The organism is Micromonospora sp. NPDC127501, from assembly GCF_040302185.1.
Taxonomy (GTDB): Bacteria; Actinomycetota; Actinomycetes; order Mycobacteriales; family Micromonosporaceae; genus Micromonospora.
Genome location: NZ_JBEORJ010000001.1, coordinates 85,919 through 101,468, shown reverse-complemented (window position 1 = coordinate 101,468; position 15,550 = coordinate 85,919). Strand labels below are relative to the sequence as shown.

Below are 15,550 nucleotides of genomic sequence, written 5' to 3'. Positions count from 1 at the left end.
CGATTGTTGTGCGCGAGGTCTTACCTGGTGGGCTGGGTGGCGCCGTTGAAGACCGGAGGGGCGTAGCCGGCCGGCTTGTCGCCGATGCCGAGGCCGGGGCTCACCACCCAGGACTGGTACTGCGGGGTGAACATGCCGTACGGCAGCCCGACGTTCGGGGTGCTGGCCTCCTCGAGCTGGCGGCGGGCGTCGGCCGGGATGTCGAAGTCGAGCGCACCGAAGTTGCTGGCGAGCTGTTCGGGGCTGCTCGCGCCGATGATCACCGAACCGATGGCGGGCTGGGTGGCCACCCAGTTGATCGCGACCTGCGCCATGCTGCGACCCAGGTCGGCGGCCACGCCCTCCAGGGCCTCGATGACCTTCCAGTCGCTGGGACTGATCTCCCGACCCGCGGCGTTGGGGGTGGTCAGCCGGCCGGTCCCGGTCAGTCCCTCGCTGGTCCGCCGGTACTTGCCGGTGAGGAGGCCGCCGCCGATCGGGCTGAACGCGGTGATGCCCATACCCAGGGTCTGGGCCATCGTCACGAACTCCGCCTCGATGTCCCGGGTGACCAGGGAGTACGGCAGCTGCACGTTGATCATCGGGGCCAGCCCGTGCGCCTCGGCGTAGCTCTGCGCCCGAGCCGCGTACCAGGCCGGTACGTCGGAGAGCCCGGCGTAGCGGATCTTGCCGGAGCGCACCAGGTCGTCGAAGGTGCGCACGACCTCCTCGACCGGGGTGATCCGGTCCCAGGTGTGCAGCAGGTACAGGTCGATGTAGTCGGTGCCGAGCCGGCGCAGCGACGCCTCCACGGCCCGCATGATGTGCTTGCGACCGTTGCCGCTGGCGTTCGGGTCGGACGGGTCGACGGTGTTGGTGGCCTTGCTGGTGAGCACGAGCCGCTCGCGTACGCCGGCCCGGTCGATCAGACGGCCGAGGATCGTCTCGCTCTCGCCGGCGGTGTAGAAGTCCGCCGTGTCGATGAAGTTCCCGCCCGACTCCAGGTACTGCCGGAAGATCGGCTCGGCCTCCTCCTCGGTCCTGCCGTACGCGGCGTGGAACCCGTCGACGCCGAAGTTCATCGTGCCCAGCGCCAGCCGGCTCACCCGCAGACCGGACCGCCCGAGCAGGTAGTAGTGGTTCATCGTGGTGCCCTCCCGATCGTGGTGTCGGCCCGCTGCGGACCGCGCGTTCCAGACCTTTGCTCGGCAAAAATGGACCTGCAAGTCCAAAAACGGGGATAGGGTTGGGTCCGCAGGTCCAGACCAGGAGGTCTCATGACACGGGCGTTGACCCGCAAGGGCGAGGCGACCCGGGCGCGGATCGTCGCCGGCGCCGCCGCCGAGGTCCGCGAGCGCGGCGTCGACGAGGTACGCCTCGAGGATGTGATGGCCCACACCGGCACCAGCAAGGGCCAGCTCTTCCACTACTTCCCCGACGGGAAGGAGGGATTGCTGCTCGCGGTGGCCCAGCACGAGGCGGACCAGGTGCTCATCGACCAGGAGCCGATGCTGAGCAACCTGACGTCCTGGCCGGCCTGGTTCGCCTGGCGCGACCGACTTATCGAGCGGTATCTCGCGCAGGGGGTGAAGTGCCCCCTCAACGGTCTGCTCGGCCAGACCGGCCGGCGGGCCCCCGGCGCGCAGGCGATCGTGACCGGGCTCATGTGGCGCTGGCAGAAGGCGATCACCGAGGGCATCCGGCACATGCAGTCGACCGGCGACATCGACCCGGAGCTCGACGCCGACCGGGCTGCCGCGGCACTGCTCGCCGGCATCCAGGGCGGGGTGCTGCTGCTGCTCTCCACCGGAAAGATCGACCACCTCGAAGCCGTCCTCGACCTCACCATCGACTCGCTGCGGGCAGGCGCCCGGACGGGCGGGAGCTGAGCCGAGGCCGGCGACGGCCGCGTTATTCTTGCGCCCGAACGGAGATCGGAGCAGACGTGGCAGGTGACGACGACATCTCCGGGTGAGCACCCGGACCGGCCGCCGACGGGCGCGTGATCGCGCCTTTGTCGCCGCGGCCTCCGTCGTCATGTCCTGCTTCCGCCGGGGTGCCGGTGTGCGCCCCGGATCGTCGTTCTCCGAGGTTCCCCCATGTCTGTTCGACCTGCTCTCATCGCCCATGACCTCGTGCGTGTCCGCGGCGACCGCCGGGTGCTCGACGGCCTCTCCCTGACCGCCGCGCCCGGCCACCGGATCGGCCTGATCGGTGAGAACGGCACCGGCAAGACGACCCTGCTGCGGGTCCTGGCCGGCGTCGACGTACCCGACTCCGGCACCGTCACGCGTCCGCCGGACGTCGGCTTCCTCCACCAGGAACTGCCCTTCCGAGCATCCACCACCATCGCCGCGGTCCTCGACGACGCGCTGCGCGAGGCTCGCGCCGACCTCGCCGAGCTGGACCGGATCGGCGACGCGCTCGGCACCTCGCCGGAGGGCACCGAGCAGCACGACCGGCTGCTGTCCGCGTACGGCGAGGTGCTGGAGCGGGCCCAGGACCGCGACGCCTGGGACGCCGACCGGCGCGCCCGGACGGTCCTCGACGGCCTCGGCCTCGGCGGGCTGCCCCACGACCGCATGGTGGGTGCGCTCTCCGGCGGGCAACGTGGCCGGCTCGCCCTCGCAGCGATGCTGATCCGCCGGCCGAGCGCGCTGCTGCTCGACGAGCCCACCAACCATCTCGACGCGGCGGCGGCGTTCTGCGAGGACCAGCTTCGTGCCATGCCCGGGGTGGTCGTGGCGGCCAGTCACGACCGGGCCTTCCTGGACGCGGTCTGCACCGATCTCATCGACCTGGACCCGGCGGTCGACGGGCCGGTCCGCTTCGGCGGCGGCTACACCGCGTACCTGACGGCGAAGCGCGCCGAGGCGCAACGGTGGCGGCGGCGCTACGACGACGAGCAGGCGCTCCTCGCCGACCTGCGCGAGGCCGCCGCCGTGACCGGGCACCAGGTCGCCCACGGCCGGGGCCCGCGCGACAGCGAGAAGATGGGGTACGGGCACACCGCCGGCCGCGTCCAGAACCAGATCTCCCGTCGCGTCCGCGACGCCGTCCGTCGACTGGAGACGATCGAGCGCGACCCCGTGCCGGTTCCGTCGGAGCCGTTGCGCTTCCACGCGCCGGCGCTCGCCGTCGGCGACAGCGACGGGGTCATCGTCACGGCGGACCGGCTGGAGGTTCCCGGCCGACTGCGGCTGGCGCACCTGGAGCTGAAGTCCCGCGATCGGCTGTTGGTGACCGGTCCCAACGGCGCGGGCAAGTCGACTCTGCTCGCCGTGCTCGCCGGCCATCTGGTCGGTGCCGGAGCGCTCTGGCGACGACCGGAGCTGCGGGTCGGCCTGCTCGCCCAGGACAGCGTCTTCGCGGATGCGCGGCGGACGGCCCGGCAGGTCTTCGACACGGCCGTCGGCGTGGAGCGGGCCGAGGTCGTACCGCTGTCGTCCCTCGGGCTGCTCGCCCCGGCGGACCTCGACCGTCCGGTGGCCGACCTGTCGGTGGGGCAGCGCCGTCGGCTCGCCCTGGCGGTGCTCGTCGCCGATCCGCCGGAGCTGCTCCTGCTCGACGAGCCCACCAACCACCTCTCGCCGACGCTCTGCGACGAGCTGGAGGACGCCCTGGGCACCGGCCCGGGTGCCATCGTCGTGGCCAGCCACGACCGTAGACTCCGCTCCCGCTGGCCAGCCAGGGAGCTGCCCCTCCCGCTGTCACGCCCCTAGAGCGTTGATCAAGAGGTTGGCGTCATCCCGCCCGGCGTGGCGTGACGCAAAACCTCTTGATCAGCGGCGGCGGATCAGCGGGTACGGGTTGGAAACGTTTTCGTAACGGGGGGTTGACCTCTCGGGCGCCTGCGGAGCAAACTCCCCGGAAACGTTTACAGCTATCGGGTGGAGGTGCCGGACGTGGGTCGTAAACGTTTACAGGAACCGGCGGACGGCCGGCCCACGGTGCACACCGTCGCCGCCCGCGCCGGCGTCTCCATCGCGTCCGCCTCGCGGGTGCTCAACGGCGTCGGTGGCAGCCCCGAGACGATCCGCAAGGTTCGCGAGGCGGCGGCCGAGGTGGGCTACGTGCCCAACGCGATCGCCCGATCGTTGCAGTCCCAGCGCACCGGTCTGATCGCGCTCGCGGTGGAGGACATCGGCAACCCGGTCTACGTGGAGATGATGCGGGCCATCGAGGCCGTGGTCGCGTCCTCCGGGCGGCAACTGCTGGTGCACGCCACCGGCGGGCGGATCGACAACGAGACCGCTCTGCTGCGACGACTGGCCAACCGCTACGTGGACGGCATGATCGTCTCGCCGATCCGGGTCACCGACGACCACCTCGCCGCGCTGGTGGACAGTCCGGTGCCGGTGGTGGTCGTCGGCCAGCTCGGCGCGGACGCCCCGATCGACAACGTGCGTACCGACTCGCGGCACGGTGTGGCGCTTGCCGTGGACCATCTCGTCGCCACCGGTCGACGGCGGATCGGCTTCGTCAACGGCCCGCTCGACACCGTCCCGGGCGCCGCTCGTGACGCCGGATTCCGGGCCGCCCTGGCCCGACACGGCATTGGGCTCGACGCCGAGCTGATCGAGGTCGGCGACTTCCAGTACGCGGCCGGCCGCGCCGCCACCGAGCGACTGCTCGCCCGCGCCGAGCCGGATGCCCTGGTCTGCGCCAACGACCTCATCGCGGTCGGCGCACTGCACGCCCTGCTGGCCGCCGGTCGTCGGGTGCCGCAGGACGTCGCCCTGGTCGGCATGGACGACACCGAACTGGCCCGGATGATGTTTCCCCAGCTCTCCAGCGTCTCGCTCGGCTCGGCCGAGCGTGGTCGCCGAGCCGCCGAACTGCTCCTGCAACGCATTGCCGACGCCGCCCTGCCGCCGCGGCGCGAGCAGGTGCCGCCAAGTCTCGTCGTTCGCGCGTCCAGCGCCGCGACCCTGCCGGTCCCTCGCCCCGCCACGGGGACGGCCGGCCCGCCGACCACCCACCCGTCCAGCGAAGGGGTGACCGCATGACCACCCTGGCCGAGCGGCCGGACGTCGAGCGGGCCGAGCCGGCCCGCCGGTCGAGCCGGTTCCGCTCCGACCGCACCACCATCTACCTTCTGTTGCTGCCGTCGCTGCTGCCGATCCTGGTGCTGTCGGTGTTCCCGCTGCTGCGGGGCATCTACCTCGGCTTCACCGACGCCCGCGCCGGTCGCAACGTCGAGGTCAGCTTCACCGGCCTGGCCAACTACCGCGAACTCCTCGGCGACGAGCTGTTCTGGAACTCGTTCAAGATCGGCCTGCTCTGGGCGGTCGGGGTGACGGTGTTGCAGTTCCTGCTCGCCCTCGGGCTGGCGCTGCTGCTCAACCAGCAACTGCGGTTCCGAGGGGTGGCGCGGGTGCTGGCCGTCGTGCCGTGGGCGATGCCGCCGGTCGTGGTCGGCATCCTGTGGAAGCTCGTCTACCACCCCGACGCCGGCCTGATCAACGAGTTCTTCCACCGCATCGGCGCCGACGGACTGCGGACGAACTGGCTGGGCGACTTCAGCACCGCCCTCCCCGCGGTGATCATCGTCGGGGTCTGGGCGGGCATGCCGCAGACCACCGTCGTCCTGCTCGCCGGTCTGCAGGGCGTGGGTCGCGAGCTGCACGAGGCGGCGGCGGTGGACGGGGCGAGCACCTGGCACCGGTTCCGGCACGTCACGTTGCCCGCGCTGGCGCCGGTGATCGTGGCGATCACCTCGCTGGACTTCATCTGGAACTTCAACTCGTTCGGCCTGGTCTACGTGCTCACCGCTGGCGGACCGGGCGGCAAGACGATGCTGCCGATGCTCTTCGCGTACGAGGAGGCGTTCCGCTACGGCAACTACGGCTACGCGGCGGCGCTCGGCAACGTCATGGTCGTGATCATCATCGCGCTGCTCGCGGTCTATCTCCGTCGCCGGCTCAGGGAGGCGAACTGACATGTTCGGAAAACCGAGCCGCACGAGCCGGACGCTGCAGTACCTGGCGCTCGCCGGTTACCTGATCTTCCTCGGGTTCCCGCTGGTCTGGCTGCTCTCCACGGCGTTCAAACCGCCGCGCGAACTGGTACGCCTGCACCCGACGTTGATCCCGGACAACCCGACAGTGCAGAACTTCGTGCAGGCGTTCACCGAACAGGAGCTGGGTCGGGCGGCGCTCAACAGCCTCCAGGTCTCCCTCGCCTCGGCGGTGCTGACAGTGCTGGTCGCCATGCCTGCGTCGTACGCCCTCGCCCGGTTCCGCTCCAAGCTCGGCACCGCCGCGCTGGGCTGGGTGCTGCTGTCCCAGCTCTTCCCGTTCGTGCTGCTGATCATCCCGATCTTCCTGGTGCTGCGGCAGGTCGGGCTGGCCAACACGCACGCCGGGCTGGTGCTGATCTACGTGGTCTGGGCGCTGCCGTTCGCGCTGTGGATGTTGCAGGGCTTCGTCCGCAACATCCCGAGAGAGCTGGAGGAGGCCGCCTCGGTCGACGGCGCTACCCGGGTACAGGTCCTGCGGCGGGTGGTCTTCCCGCTGCTCGCCCCGGGCCTGGTCGCGACCGCGCTGTTCTCCTTCATCTCGGCCTGGAACGAGTTCTTCTTCGCCCTGGTGCTGATCAAGACCCCGGAGCTGGCCACCCTGCCGGTGGCGCTGGCCCGGTTCGTCGGCATCGAGGGCACCGCCCGGCTCGGCCCCCTGGCCGCCGGCTCACTGCTGGCCACGCTGCCCAGCCTGATCTTCTTCGCGTTCATGCAGCGCCGGCTCTCGTCCGGGTCGCTCGCGGGCGCGGTCAAGGGCTGAACCGTCCCCCCAACCACCACCACCAAGGAGGTAACCCCCCATGCTCCGTACCCGATTCCGTCGACTCGCGGCGGCCGCCGCGGTCACGGTCATCGGCCTCGGCGCGCTCACCGCGTGCGGTGCCGGCGGCGACGACGAGGCCACCTCCGGCCCGGCCAAGCTGCGCTTCCTCAGCCTCGCCTGGCAGAAGGAGTCGTTGCAGGTCAACAAGGATCTGGTCGCCAAGTGGAACGCCGAGCACCCGGACATCCAGGTCGAGTACGTCCAGGGTGACTGGAACTCGGTGCACGACCAGCTGCTCACCTCGTTCGAGGGCGGCGACGCGCCGGACATCGTGCACTACGAGGCGTCCGCGATCGGCGAGTTCAGCAAGCAGGGCTACCTGGCCGACCTCTCCGACCTGGTCTCCGGCGACCTGTTGGGTCAGATCGACAAGGGCATCTGGGACACCGCCACCGTCGACGGCAAGGTCACCGGTGTGCCGTTCCTGCTGGAGTCGCAGGTCGTCATCGCCAACAAGAAGCTGCTCGACGCCGCCGGTGTCGCGGTGCCTCCGGCCGACGGCGGCTGGACCTGGGACGAGTTCCAGGCCAACGCGCAGAAGCTCACCAAGCCCGGCCAGTACGGCGCGGCCTGGGCGCTGAAGTCGCCGACCAACCGGGTGCTGAACCTGGCGCTCAACTACGACGGCAAGTTCTTCTACGGCGACGGTGGCCGCACCGAGGTCAAGGTCGGCGACGCCGAGAAGGAGATCCCGAAGCGGATCCACGACATGATCTACACCGCCAAGTCCGCCTCCCCGGAGGCGCTCGGTATGAGTGGCGCGGACACCCTGCCCGGCTTCTTCGGCGGCAAGTACGCGATGCTGCCCGGCTCGGTGTCGCTGCGCCAGCAGATGGTCGAGCAGGCGCCGGCCGGCTTCGAGTGGGTCACCCTGCCCCCGATCAAGGGGCTCTCCACCAAGCAGGCCGCCAACCCGCAGACGTTGTCGATCTCCGAGGACAGCAAGCACAAGAAGCAGGCCGCGCAGTTCCTGGAGTACTTCCTCAACCCGACCAACATGGCTGCCCTGGCCAAGGGCGACTGGTTGGTGCCGACCGGCAAGCAGGCCAACGAGGAACTGGTCAAGCTCACCGCCGGCAAGCAGGGCTGGGACGTCGCCGCGGACAGCGCCGCGGACCTGACCGTCGCCCCGTTCCAGCAGGCCGACGGCTACCCGGAGTGGAAGACCAAGTACGCCACCCCGGCCCTCCAGCAGTACTTCGCCAACAAGATCACCCTCGATCAGCTCGCCACGCAGCTGGTCGACGGTGGCAAGCAGGTTCTGAGGTAACGACATGTCACTCTTGCTCGACACATCGGTCGGTTGCCTGGTCGGCGCCGCGGTCGGAGACGCCCTCGGTGGCGCCACCGAGACGGCGCTGCCCGAGCAGATCCGCACCCGCTTCGGCGGCTGGGTCGAGGGCATCGTGCCCCCGTACCACGCCGACTGGGCCACCGCGCGACCCCTTGCGCCGTACCACAAGGGCGACGGGCACATCACCGACGACACGTTGATGACCCATGCCCTGGTCCGCGCATACGCGGCCAAACGCGACCACCTCGACGCGTACGACGTGGTGGAGCTGCTGGTTCCCGACCTGATCGAGCGGGTGGTGTACATCCCCGACCTGGAGCGCGACGGGGTGACCTTCCATCGGCTCGCGGCCGCCGAACGGTGGCTGGTCACCCGACTGCATCACGCCCACGCGGACCCGCGCGAGGCCGGGGTCGGCAACATCGTCAACTGTGGCGCGGCCATGTACATGGCCCCGGTCGGCATCGTCAACGCCGGCGACCCGGCCGGGGCGTACGCCGAGGCGGTGGAGATCGCCGGCGCGCACCAGCACAGCTACGGGCGGGAGGCCGCCGCCGTGTTCGCGGCCTCGGTCGCGGCGGCCGCGACCCCCGGCGCGGGCGTCGAGGACGTCGTCGCGGCGGCGCTGGACCTGGCCCGCGACGGCACCCGCGCGGCGATCGACGCGGTGGTCAAGGAGGCCCGCGGCCACCACGACTGGAAGCAGGCCATCCCGGCGCTGCGGGCAGCAGTCGCCCCCTACGACACGGTGGGGGAGGAGTACCGCAGCCCCGGCCTCGGCGCGCGGCGGCCCAGTCGGCTGCACGCCATCGAGGAGCTGCCGGTGGCTCTCGGCATGCTCGTGGTGGCCGGCGGCGACTTCCGGGCCGCGGTGCTCGGCTCGGTCAACTACGGCCGGGACGCCGATTCCACAGCCACCATGGCCGCCGCCATCGCCGGGGCGCTCGGTGGCGCCGACGCGGTACCGGCGGAGTGGTCCGACGTGGTCGCCGCCGCCTCGAAGACCGACCTGGTGGAGCCGGCCCGGGTCCTCGCCGCGGTGGCCGGCGAGGTCTTCGAACGCGACCAGGCCCGGTTCGCCCGCCGGGCGGAGCGGTTCGCCGGGCTGGCCGCCGGTGCCACCCGGGGGGTTGGGGGCGAGACCCGGTGAGGATCACCTGGGTACAGCCGGAGGACCTGCTGCCGCACGAGCTGGCGGCCAGCCGAGACGAGGGGCGTGACGTCGCCGCGATCGCCCAACGGTGGACGGCGGCCGGCGGGGACCTGACCCCACCGGTCAGCGGGGCGTCGGCCACTCCGGCGTCACCGCAGCTGCGAGCCCTCGCCACGGAGCTGCTGGACGCCGCCGACGCGTTGCCCGCCGTCGACACCGCCGACGAGGCCGACGACCTGGCCACGCTGCGCGCCGGATGGCCGACCAGCTGGTCGCTGCCGACCGAGGTGTCGTACGACCGGCTGCACGGCGGGTGGCTCGGCCGGGCGGTCGGCTGCCTGCTCGGCAAGCCGGTGGAGAAGATTCCCCGCGAGGGCATCCGGGAGATCCTCACCGCTACCGACCGGTGGCCACTGCGCGACTGGTTCACCGCGAAGGGACTCCCGGCCGACGTGGCCGCGCGCTGGCCGTGGAACCGGCGCAGCGCGCCGACCAGCCTCGCCGAGAACATCGACGGGATGCCCGAGGACGACGACCTGAACTACGCGTTGCTGGCGCTGCGCGTGCTGGAGACGCACGGTCGGGGCTTCACCAGCGCCGACGTGGCGCAGGCGTGGCTGGACTGGCTGCCCGGCGGGCGGGTCTTCACCGCCGAGCGGGTGGCCTACCGCAACCTGCTGCTCGGGTACCCGCCGCCGCAGAGCGCCCGCCGGCACAACCCGTTCCGGGAGTGGATCGGCGCGCAGATCCGCACCGACGTGTACGGCTGGGTCAACCCCGGCCGGCCGGACCGCGCCGCCGAACTGGCGATGCGGGACGCGACGGTCAGCCACGTCCGGGGTGGGGTGCACGGCGCGCTCTGGGCGGCGGCGCTGGCCGCCGCCGCGCCGGTGGCCGACACCGTGGACGAGGTGCTGGACGCCGCCGAGGCGGTGCTGCCGCCGGGTAGCCGCTTCGCCGCCACCGTCCGGGAGGCGCGCGCCCTCGGCGCGGGCACCGACGACTGGGAACGCGTGGTCGACGAGCTGTACGCACGACACGGCCACCTGCACTGGGTGCACGTCCGCAACAACGCCGCGCTGGTGGCCGCCGCCCTGGCGTACGGGCGGGGGGACCTGGAACGGTCGATCACCGCGGTGGTCAGCGGCGGCTGGGACACCGACTCGACCGGCGCGACGGTCGGCGCGGTGACCGGAGCGCTCACCGGCGCGTCCGGGCTGCCGCAGCGCTGGGTGGCCCCGCTGCGCAACCGCCTGGCCAGCAGCATCGCCGGCTTCGACGGGATCGGCTTCGACGAGCTGGCCGAGCGGACCCTCGCCCTGGCGCAGCCGGCGACGGAAGGGAGCGTGGCATGAGCGCGCGGGTGGCGGTGGTGGGCAGCAGCAACCTGGACCTGGTGGTCACGGCGTCGCGGCTGCCCCGCCCCGGTGAGACGGTGCTCGGCGGAAACTTCCGGACCGTACCCGGCGGCAAGGGCGCCAACCAGGCCGTCGCCGCCGCCCGGGCCGGTGCGGCCTGCGACTTCGTGGGCGCGGTCGGCGACGACGAGTTCGGTACCCGGATGCGGGCGAGTCTCGTCGACGCCGGCGTGGACGTCCGGGGCCTGCGAACCGCCGCCGGCCCTTCCGGTGTCGCGTTGATCGCCGTCGACCGGGACGCGGAGAACTTCATCCTGGTCGCGCCCGGCGCCAACGGCACGCTGACCGATCTGGACGCGGACGACCGGGTGACGATCGCGGCGGCGGACGTGCTGCTGCTGCAACTGGAGGTGCCGCTGACCGCCGTGCTCCAGGCGGCGCACTGGGCCCGGGCCGACGGCACCACGGTGGTGCTGAACGCCGCGCCCGCCGCCGCGCTGCCCACCGCACTGCTCGACCTCGTCGACGTGCTGGTGGTCAACGAGCACGAGGCGGCGGTCGTCGCCGAGGTCGCCTCCGACGACCCACCGGTGCTGCTCGACGCCCTGCTGAAGCTGGTGCCCCGGGTGGTGCTCACCCTCGGCGCGCGCGGGGCCGCGTACGCCGATCGACACGGCCTGCGTCTCGCGGTCCCGGCGCCGCAGATCGACGCTGTGGACACCACCGCCGCCGGTGACGCGTTCACCGGCGCGCTCGCCGTGGGCTGGGCCGAACGCGGCGGCGCCAGCAGTGAGGACACCGTCACGGCCAGCCTGCGCTGGGCCTGCGCCGCCGGCGCGGCCTGCGCCCAGCGGCCCGGTGCGTCCACCGCCCTGCCCGACCGGCCGGCCATCGACGCCCTCTACGACGCGACCTACCGAGGTGCACCGTGAGCTTCAACCCGTACGTCCCACGCCCGATCGACCGGCCGACCGAGGTGCCGTTGGGCGGGCACGCCGATCTGAGCACCCTGGATGAGGCGAAGATCTTCGCCGCCCCGGCCGACCCGGCCGACTGGCCGGCCTGGCGGGAGCAGATCGCCCGGTGGCGGGTCGACGCACGGGACCGGATCGGCTACGTCGGCGAGCACTACGACCAGATCGCCGGTGACTGCTTCAGCGTCTGCCTGGCCTGGCTCTGGGACGAGACGCTCTACGACCACGAGCGCGGCGTCTTCACCGTCGACGAGTTCCTCGACGCGGCCGGGCGGGACTTCGGCGGCTTCGACGGGGTGGTGCTCTGGCACGCGTACCCGGTGATCGGCCTCGACGACCGCAACCAGTTCGACTGGTACCGCGACGTGCCCGAGCTGCCCGAGGTGGTGCGCGCGTTCCAGCAGCGCGGGGTGCGGGTCTTCGTCGACTACAACCCGTGGGACACCGGCACCCGGCGCGAGCCGGGCAGCGACGCCGAGGAGGTCGCCACGCTGGCCGGCAAGCTCGGCGTCGACGGGGTCTTCCTGGACACCCTCAAGGAGGGCGCCGGGGAGCTGCGCGCCGCGCTGGACGCGGTGCGCCCCGGCATGGTCCTGGAGGGCGAGAGCCGGGTGCCGCTTGCGCGCATCGCCGACCACGCGATGTCCTGGGCGCAGTGGTTCGCCGACTCCGAGGTGCCCGGCGTGCTGCGGGCCAAGTGGTTCGAGCGACGGCACGTGCTGCACCACACCCGGCGCTGGCACCGCGACCACCTCGACGAGCTGCACTCCGCCTGGCTCAACGGCGTCGGCGTGCTGGTCTGGGAGAGCGTCTTCGGCGTCTGGGTCGGCTGGAACGACCGGGACCGCGCGGTGCTGCGGGCGATGCGCCGGGTGCAGGCCAGCCACGCGGCGTGGTTGCGCGCCGAGGACTGGGTGCCGCTCGCCGACCATCCCGGCGACGGCCAGGTGTACGCGTCCCGCTGGACGCACGACGACGAGCCGCTGTGGACGGTGGTGAATCGGGGCGCGGACCACGACGGCCCGTGGCTGGTCACCGACCCGAACGCCGGCCGACACTTCGTCGACCTGGTCACCGGTGCCGAGTTGACGGTCACCGAGACCGCCGACGGTCGACTGGCCGTGGGCGGCCCGCTTCCGGCCGGCGCGATCGCGGCCGTGGCGCGCGGACCCGCCGCCGCGCACCGGCACGAGCCGCCGACCGGCGACCCGTCCTTCCCGGCCCGCGCCGCCGTGCGCGTCCGCACGCCGTGGGCACCCCGACCGCAGGTGCCGCCGGGCCTGGTCGCCGTCGAGGGCGGCCGGCACGACCTGCTCGTCCGGCACCGGGTACGGGAGACCGGGCTGTACGGCGAGGCGCCCTACGTCGACGAGTGGAAGCCCCTGCCGCCCCGGCTGCACCAGCCCGGCACATTGCGGCGCAATGTGCGGCTCGGCCGGTTCGCCATCGCCGTGCACGAGGTCACCCACGGCGAGTACGCCGAGTTCCTGCGCGCCACCGGCTACGTTCCGGTGCGCCCGGAGCGGTTCACCGCCGGCTCCGGTCCGGCCGACGCCCCGGTGACCGGGGTCGAGTTGGCCGACGCGCGGGCGTACGCGGCGTGGGCCGGGCTACGCCTGCCCACCGAGGACGAGTGGCAGGTCGCCGCCGAGGCGGGGCTGCTCGTACGGCGCGAACCGCTGGTGTGGAACCTGACCGAGAGCGAGCACTCCGACGGTCGTACCCGCTTCGCCATCCTCAAGGGCGGTGCCCAGTACCGGGCGGAGGGCTCCGACTGGTACCTCGACGGTGGCCCGCAACCGGCGGACGTGTCGGTGAAGCTGCTGCTGACCGGCGCCGGTCTCGCCCGCTCCGAGCAGGTCGGCTTCCGCTGCGCGGCCGATCTGCCGGAGGTGACCCGGTGACCGCGCCACTGGACGGCGTCACTGTCGTCGACCTGGCCACCCTCTTCGCCGGGCCGCTCGCGGCGGCGTTCCTCGGTGACTTCGGCGCCGACGTGATCAAGGTGGAGCATCCGGCCAAGCCGGACCCGTCGCGGGGGCACGGCCCGGCCCGCGACGGTGTCGGGCTCTGGTGGAAGGTGCTCGGCCGCAACAAGCGCACCGTCACCCTCAACCTCTCCGACCCGGACGGCGCGGCGCTGCTGCGCCGGCTGCTCGCCGACACCGACGTGCTGGTGGAGAACTTCCGCCCCGGAACCCTGGAACGGTGGGGGCTCGGCCCGGCCGAGCTGCACGCCGTCAACCCTCGGCTGGTGATCACCCGGATCAGCGGGTTCGGGCAGGTCGGCCCGTACGCCCGCCGGCCCGGTTTCGGCACCCTCGCCGAGGCGATGAGCGGTTTCGCGGCGGCCACCGGGGAACCGGACGGGCCGCCCACGCTGCCCCCGTTCGGGCTGGCCGACTCGGTGAGCGCGCTCGCCGCCGCGTACGCGGTGATGCTCGCCCTGCGGGCCCGCGACGTCAGCGGCGCCGGGCAGGTGGTCGACCTCGCCATCATCGAGCCGATCATGGCGATGCTCGGGCCGCAGATCACCTGGTACGACCAGCTCGGCTACGTCCAGCCCCGGCTGGGCAACCGGTCCAACAACAACGCCCCGCGCAACACCTACCGCTGTGCCGACGGGCGCTGGGTGGCGGTCTCCACCAGCGCGCAGAGCATCGCCGAGCGGGTGCTGCGGCTGGTCGGCCGCCCCGAGCTGATCGACGAGCCGTGGTTCGCCACCGGCAGCGGCCGGGCCGCCCACGCCGACGAGTTGGACGCGGCGGTGAGCGCCTGGGTGGCGAAACGGGACCGCGACGAGGTGGTGGCCGCGTTCGAGGAGGCGCAGGCCGCGGTCGCGCCCGTCTACGACGTACGCGACATCCTCGCCGACCCGCAGTACGCCGCGCTGGGCACCGTGCGCACCGTGCCGGACGAGGAGTTGGGCGAGGTGCGGATGCAGAACGTGCCGTTCCGCCTCGCCGAGACGCCCGGCGAGATCCGGCACGCCGGCCGGCGGCACGGCCAGGACACCGACGCGGTCTTCGGCGCGCTCGGCCTGAGCGCCGAGGAGTTGGCCGCGCTGCGCGAGCGGGGAGTGCTCTGATGCTGTTGAGCTGGCTCTACGTGCCCGGCGACCGCCCGGACCGGTTCGCCAAGGCGGTCGCCTCGGGTGCCGACGCGGTCATCCTCGACCTGGAGGACGCCGTGGTCGCCGGGCGCAAGGCGTACGCCCGCGACGCGGTCGCCGAGTTCCTCGCCGAGGCGCATTCGGTGCCCGTGCAGGTCCGGGTCAACGAACTGACCGGCCCGGACCTCGGTGCCGACCTGGCGGCGGTGGCCGGCCGGCCCGGGTTGGCAGGGCTGCGGCTGCCGAAGGTCGAGTCGGCCGCGACGCTGGCGGCCCTCGCCGAGCGGGTCGACGTGCCAGTGCACCCGCTGATCGAGTCGGCGGTCGGGCTGGAGGCCGCGTACCCGATCGCGGCTGCCCACCCGGCGGTGGCCTCGATCGGTCTGGGTGAGGCCGACCTACGCTCGGATCTGGGGGTGAGCGACGACGACGGGCTGCTCTGGGCGCGCGGCCGGGTGGTGGTCGCGGCCCGCGCGGCCGGTCTGGCCCCGCCGGCCATGTCGGTGTACGCCGACGTGGTCGACCTCGCCGGTCTGGCCGCCTCCTGCGCGGCGGGCCGACGGCTCGGCTTCCTCGGCCGTGCGGCGATCCACCCACGCCAACTTCCGGTGATCGTCGACGCGTTCCGGCCGGCCGACCGGGAGGTGGCCCGCGCCGCGGAGCTGCTGGCCGCCGTCGCGGACGCGCACCAGCGGGATTCGGGGACCGTGGTCCTGCCCGACGGCCGGTTCGCCGACCGGGCGATGGTGGCCGCCGCCCGGCGCGTCGTGGACCTCGCCGCCCGTTACGCCGCCTGAGCCTCGCCGGTCCTGTCCCGTCCGGTCGAGATGGCCGC

General features: G+C 72.7%; 13 protein-coding genes. 12 read left to right on the top strand and 1 reads right to left on the bottom strand.

Annotated features, from left to right (window positions below; genetic code table 11):
- Positions 1–20 precede the first annotated feature (20 nt).
- Positions 21–1,124, bottom strand: coding sequence for an aldo/keto reductase (locus ABTW72_RS00400; protein WP_350852185.1), 1,104 nt, complete (start codon positions 1,122–1,124; stop codon positions 21–23).
- Between the two features lie 132 nt (positions 1,125–1,256).
- Here ABTW72_RS00400 and ABTW72_RS00395 point away from each other — a divergent pair, with 132 nt between their 5' ends.
- The 12 genes from ABTW72_RS00395 (at position 1,257) to ABTW72_RS00340 (ending at position 15,512) form a co-directional block, all read left to right on the top strand.
- Entirely contained in the window at positions 1,257–1,868 is a 612-nt protein-coding gene (locus ABTW72_RS00395) for a TetR/AcrR family transcriptional regulator (RefSeq protein WP_350852183.1), read from the top strand.
- Positions 1,869–2,078: 210 nt separating this feature from the next.
- Positions 2,079–3,701 carry an ABC-F family ATP-binding cassette domain-containing protein gene (locus ABTW72_RS00390; RefSeq protein ID WP_350852181.1) on the top strand — a complete coding sequence of 541 codons (1,623 nt, stop codon included), beginning with the start codon at positions 2,079–2,081 and terminating at the stop codon, positions 3,699–3,701.
- A 183-nt stretch (positions 3,702–3,884) separates the two neighbouring features.
- Entirely contained in the window at positions 3,885–4,988 is a 1,104-nt protein-coding gene (locus ABTW72_RS00385) for a LacI family DNA-binding transcriptional regulator (protein ID WP_350852179.1), read from the top strand.
- The gene (locus tag ABTW72_RS00380) at positions 4,985–5,920 is read left to right on the top strand and encodes a carbohydrate ABC transporter permease (protein WP_350852177.1); all 936 of its coding nucleotides are present in this window, start codon (positions 4,985–4,987) and stop codon (positions 5,918–5,920) included. Before ABTW72_RS00385 ends, ABTW72_RS00380 begins: the two co-directional genes overlap by 4 nt.
- Position 5,921: 1 nt before the next feature.
- Positions 5,922–6,761 carry a carbohydrate ABC transporter permease gene (locus ABTW72_RS00375; RefSeq protein WP_196923637.1) on the top strand — a complete coding sequence of 280 codons (840 nt, stop codon included), beginning with the start codon at positions 5,922–5,924 and terminating at the stop codon, positions 6,759–6,761.
- A gap of 40 nt (positions 6,762–6,801) precedes the next feature.
- Positions 6,802–8,094, top strand: coding sequence for an ABC transporter substrate-binding protein (locus ABTW72_RS00370; protein ID WP_350852176.1), 1,293 nt, complete (start codon positions 6,802–6,804; stop codon positions 8,092–8,094).
- A 4-nt stretch (positions 8,095–8,098) separates the two neighbouring features.
- On the top strand, positions 8,099–9,268 hold the full coding sequence (locus ABTW72_RS00365; RefSeq protein WP_350852174.1) for an ADP-ribosylglycohydrolase family protein: 1,170 nt from the start codon (positions 8,099–8,101) through the stop codon (positions 9,266–9,268).
- A complete protein-coding gene (locus ABTW72_RS00360) occupies positions 9,265–10,626 on the top strand; it encodes an ADP-ribosylglycohydrolase family protein (protein ID WP_350852172.1) in 1,362 nt (453 codons plus the stop codon). The genes ABTW72_RS00365 and ABTW72_RS00360 overlap by 4 nt, the downstream gene beginning before the upstream one ends.
- The gene (locus ABTW72_RS00355) at positions 10,623–11,561 is read left to right on the top strand and encodes a ribokinase (RefSeq protein WP_350852170.1); all 939 of its coding nucleotides are present in this window, start codon (positions 10,623–10,625) and stop codon (positions 11,559–11,561) included. Before ABTW72_RS00360 ends, ABTW72_RS00355 begins: the two co-directional genes overlap by 4 nt.
- On the top strand, positions 11,558–13,507 hold the full coding sequence (locus tag ABTW72_RS00350) for an SUMF1/EgtB/PvdO family nonheme iron enzyme (RefSeq protein WP_350852168.1): 1,950 nt from the start codon (positions 11,558–11,560) through the stop codon (positions 13,505–13,507). The genes ABTW72_RS00355 and ABTW72_RS00350 overlap by 4 nt, the downstream gene beginning before the upstream one ends.
- Entirely contained in the window at positions 13,504–14,691 is a 1,188-nt protein-coding gene (locus tag ABTW72_RS00345; protein WP_350852166.1) for a CaiB/BaiF CoA transferase family protein, read from the top strand. Before ABTW72_RS00350 ends, ABTW72_RS00345 begins: the two co-directional genes overlap by 4 nt.
- Positions 14,691–15,512 carry an HpcH/HpaI aldolase/citrate lyase family protein gene (locus ABTW72_RS00340; protein WP_350852164.1) on the top strand — a complete coding sequence of 274 codons (822 nt, stop codon included), beginning with the start codon at positions 14,691–14,693 and terminating at the stop codon, positions 15,510–15,512. The genes ABTW72_RS00345 and ABTW72_RS00340 overlap by 1 nt, the downstream gene beginning before the upstream one ends.
- Positions 15,513–15,550: the final 38 nt, after the last annotated feature.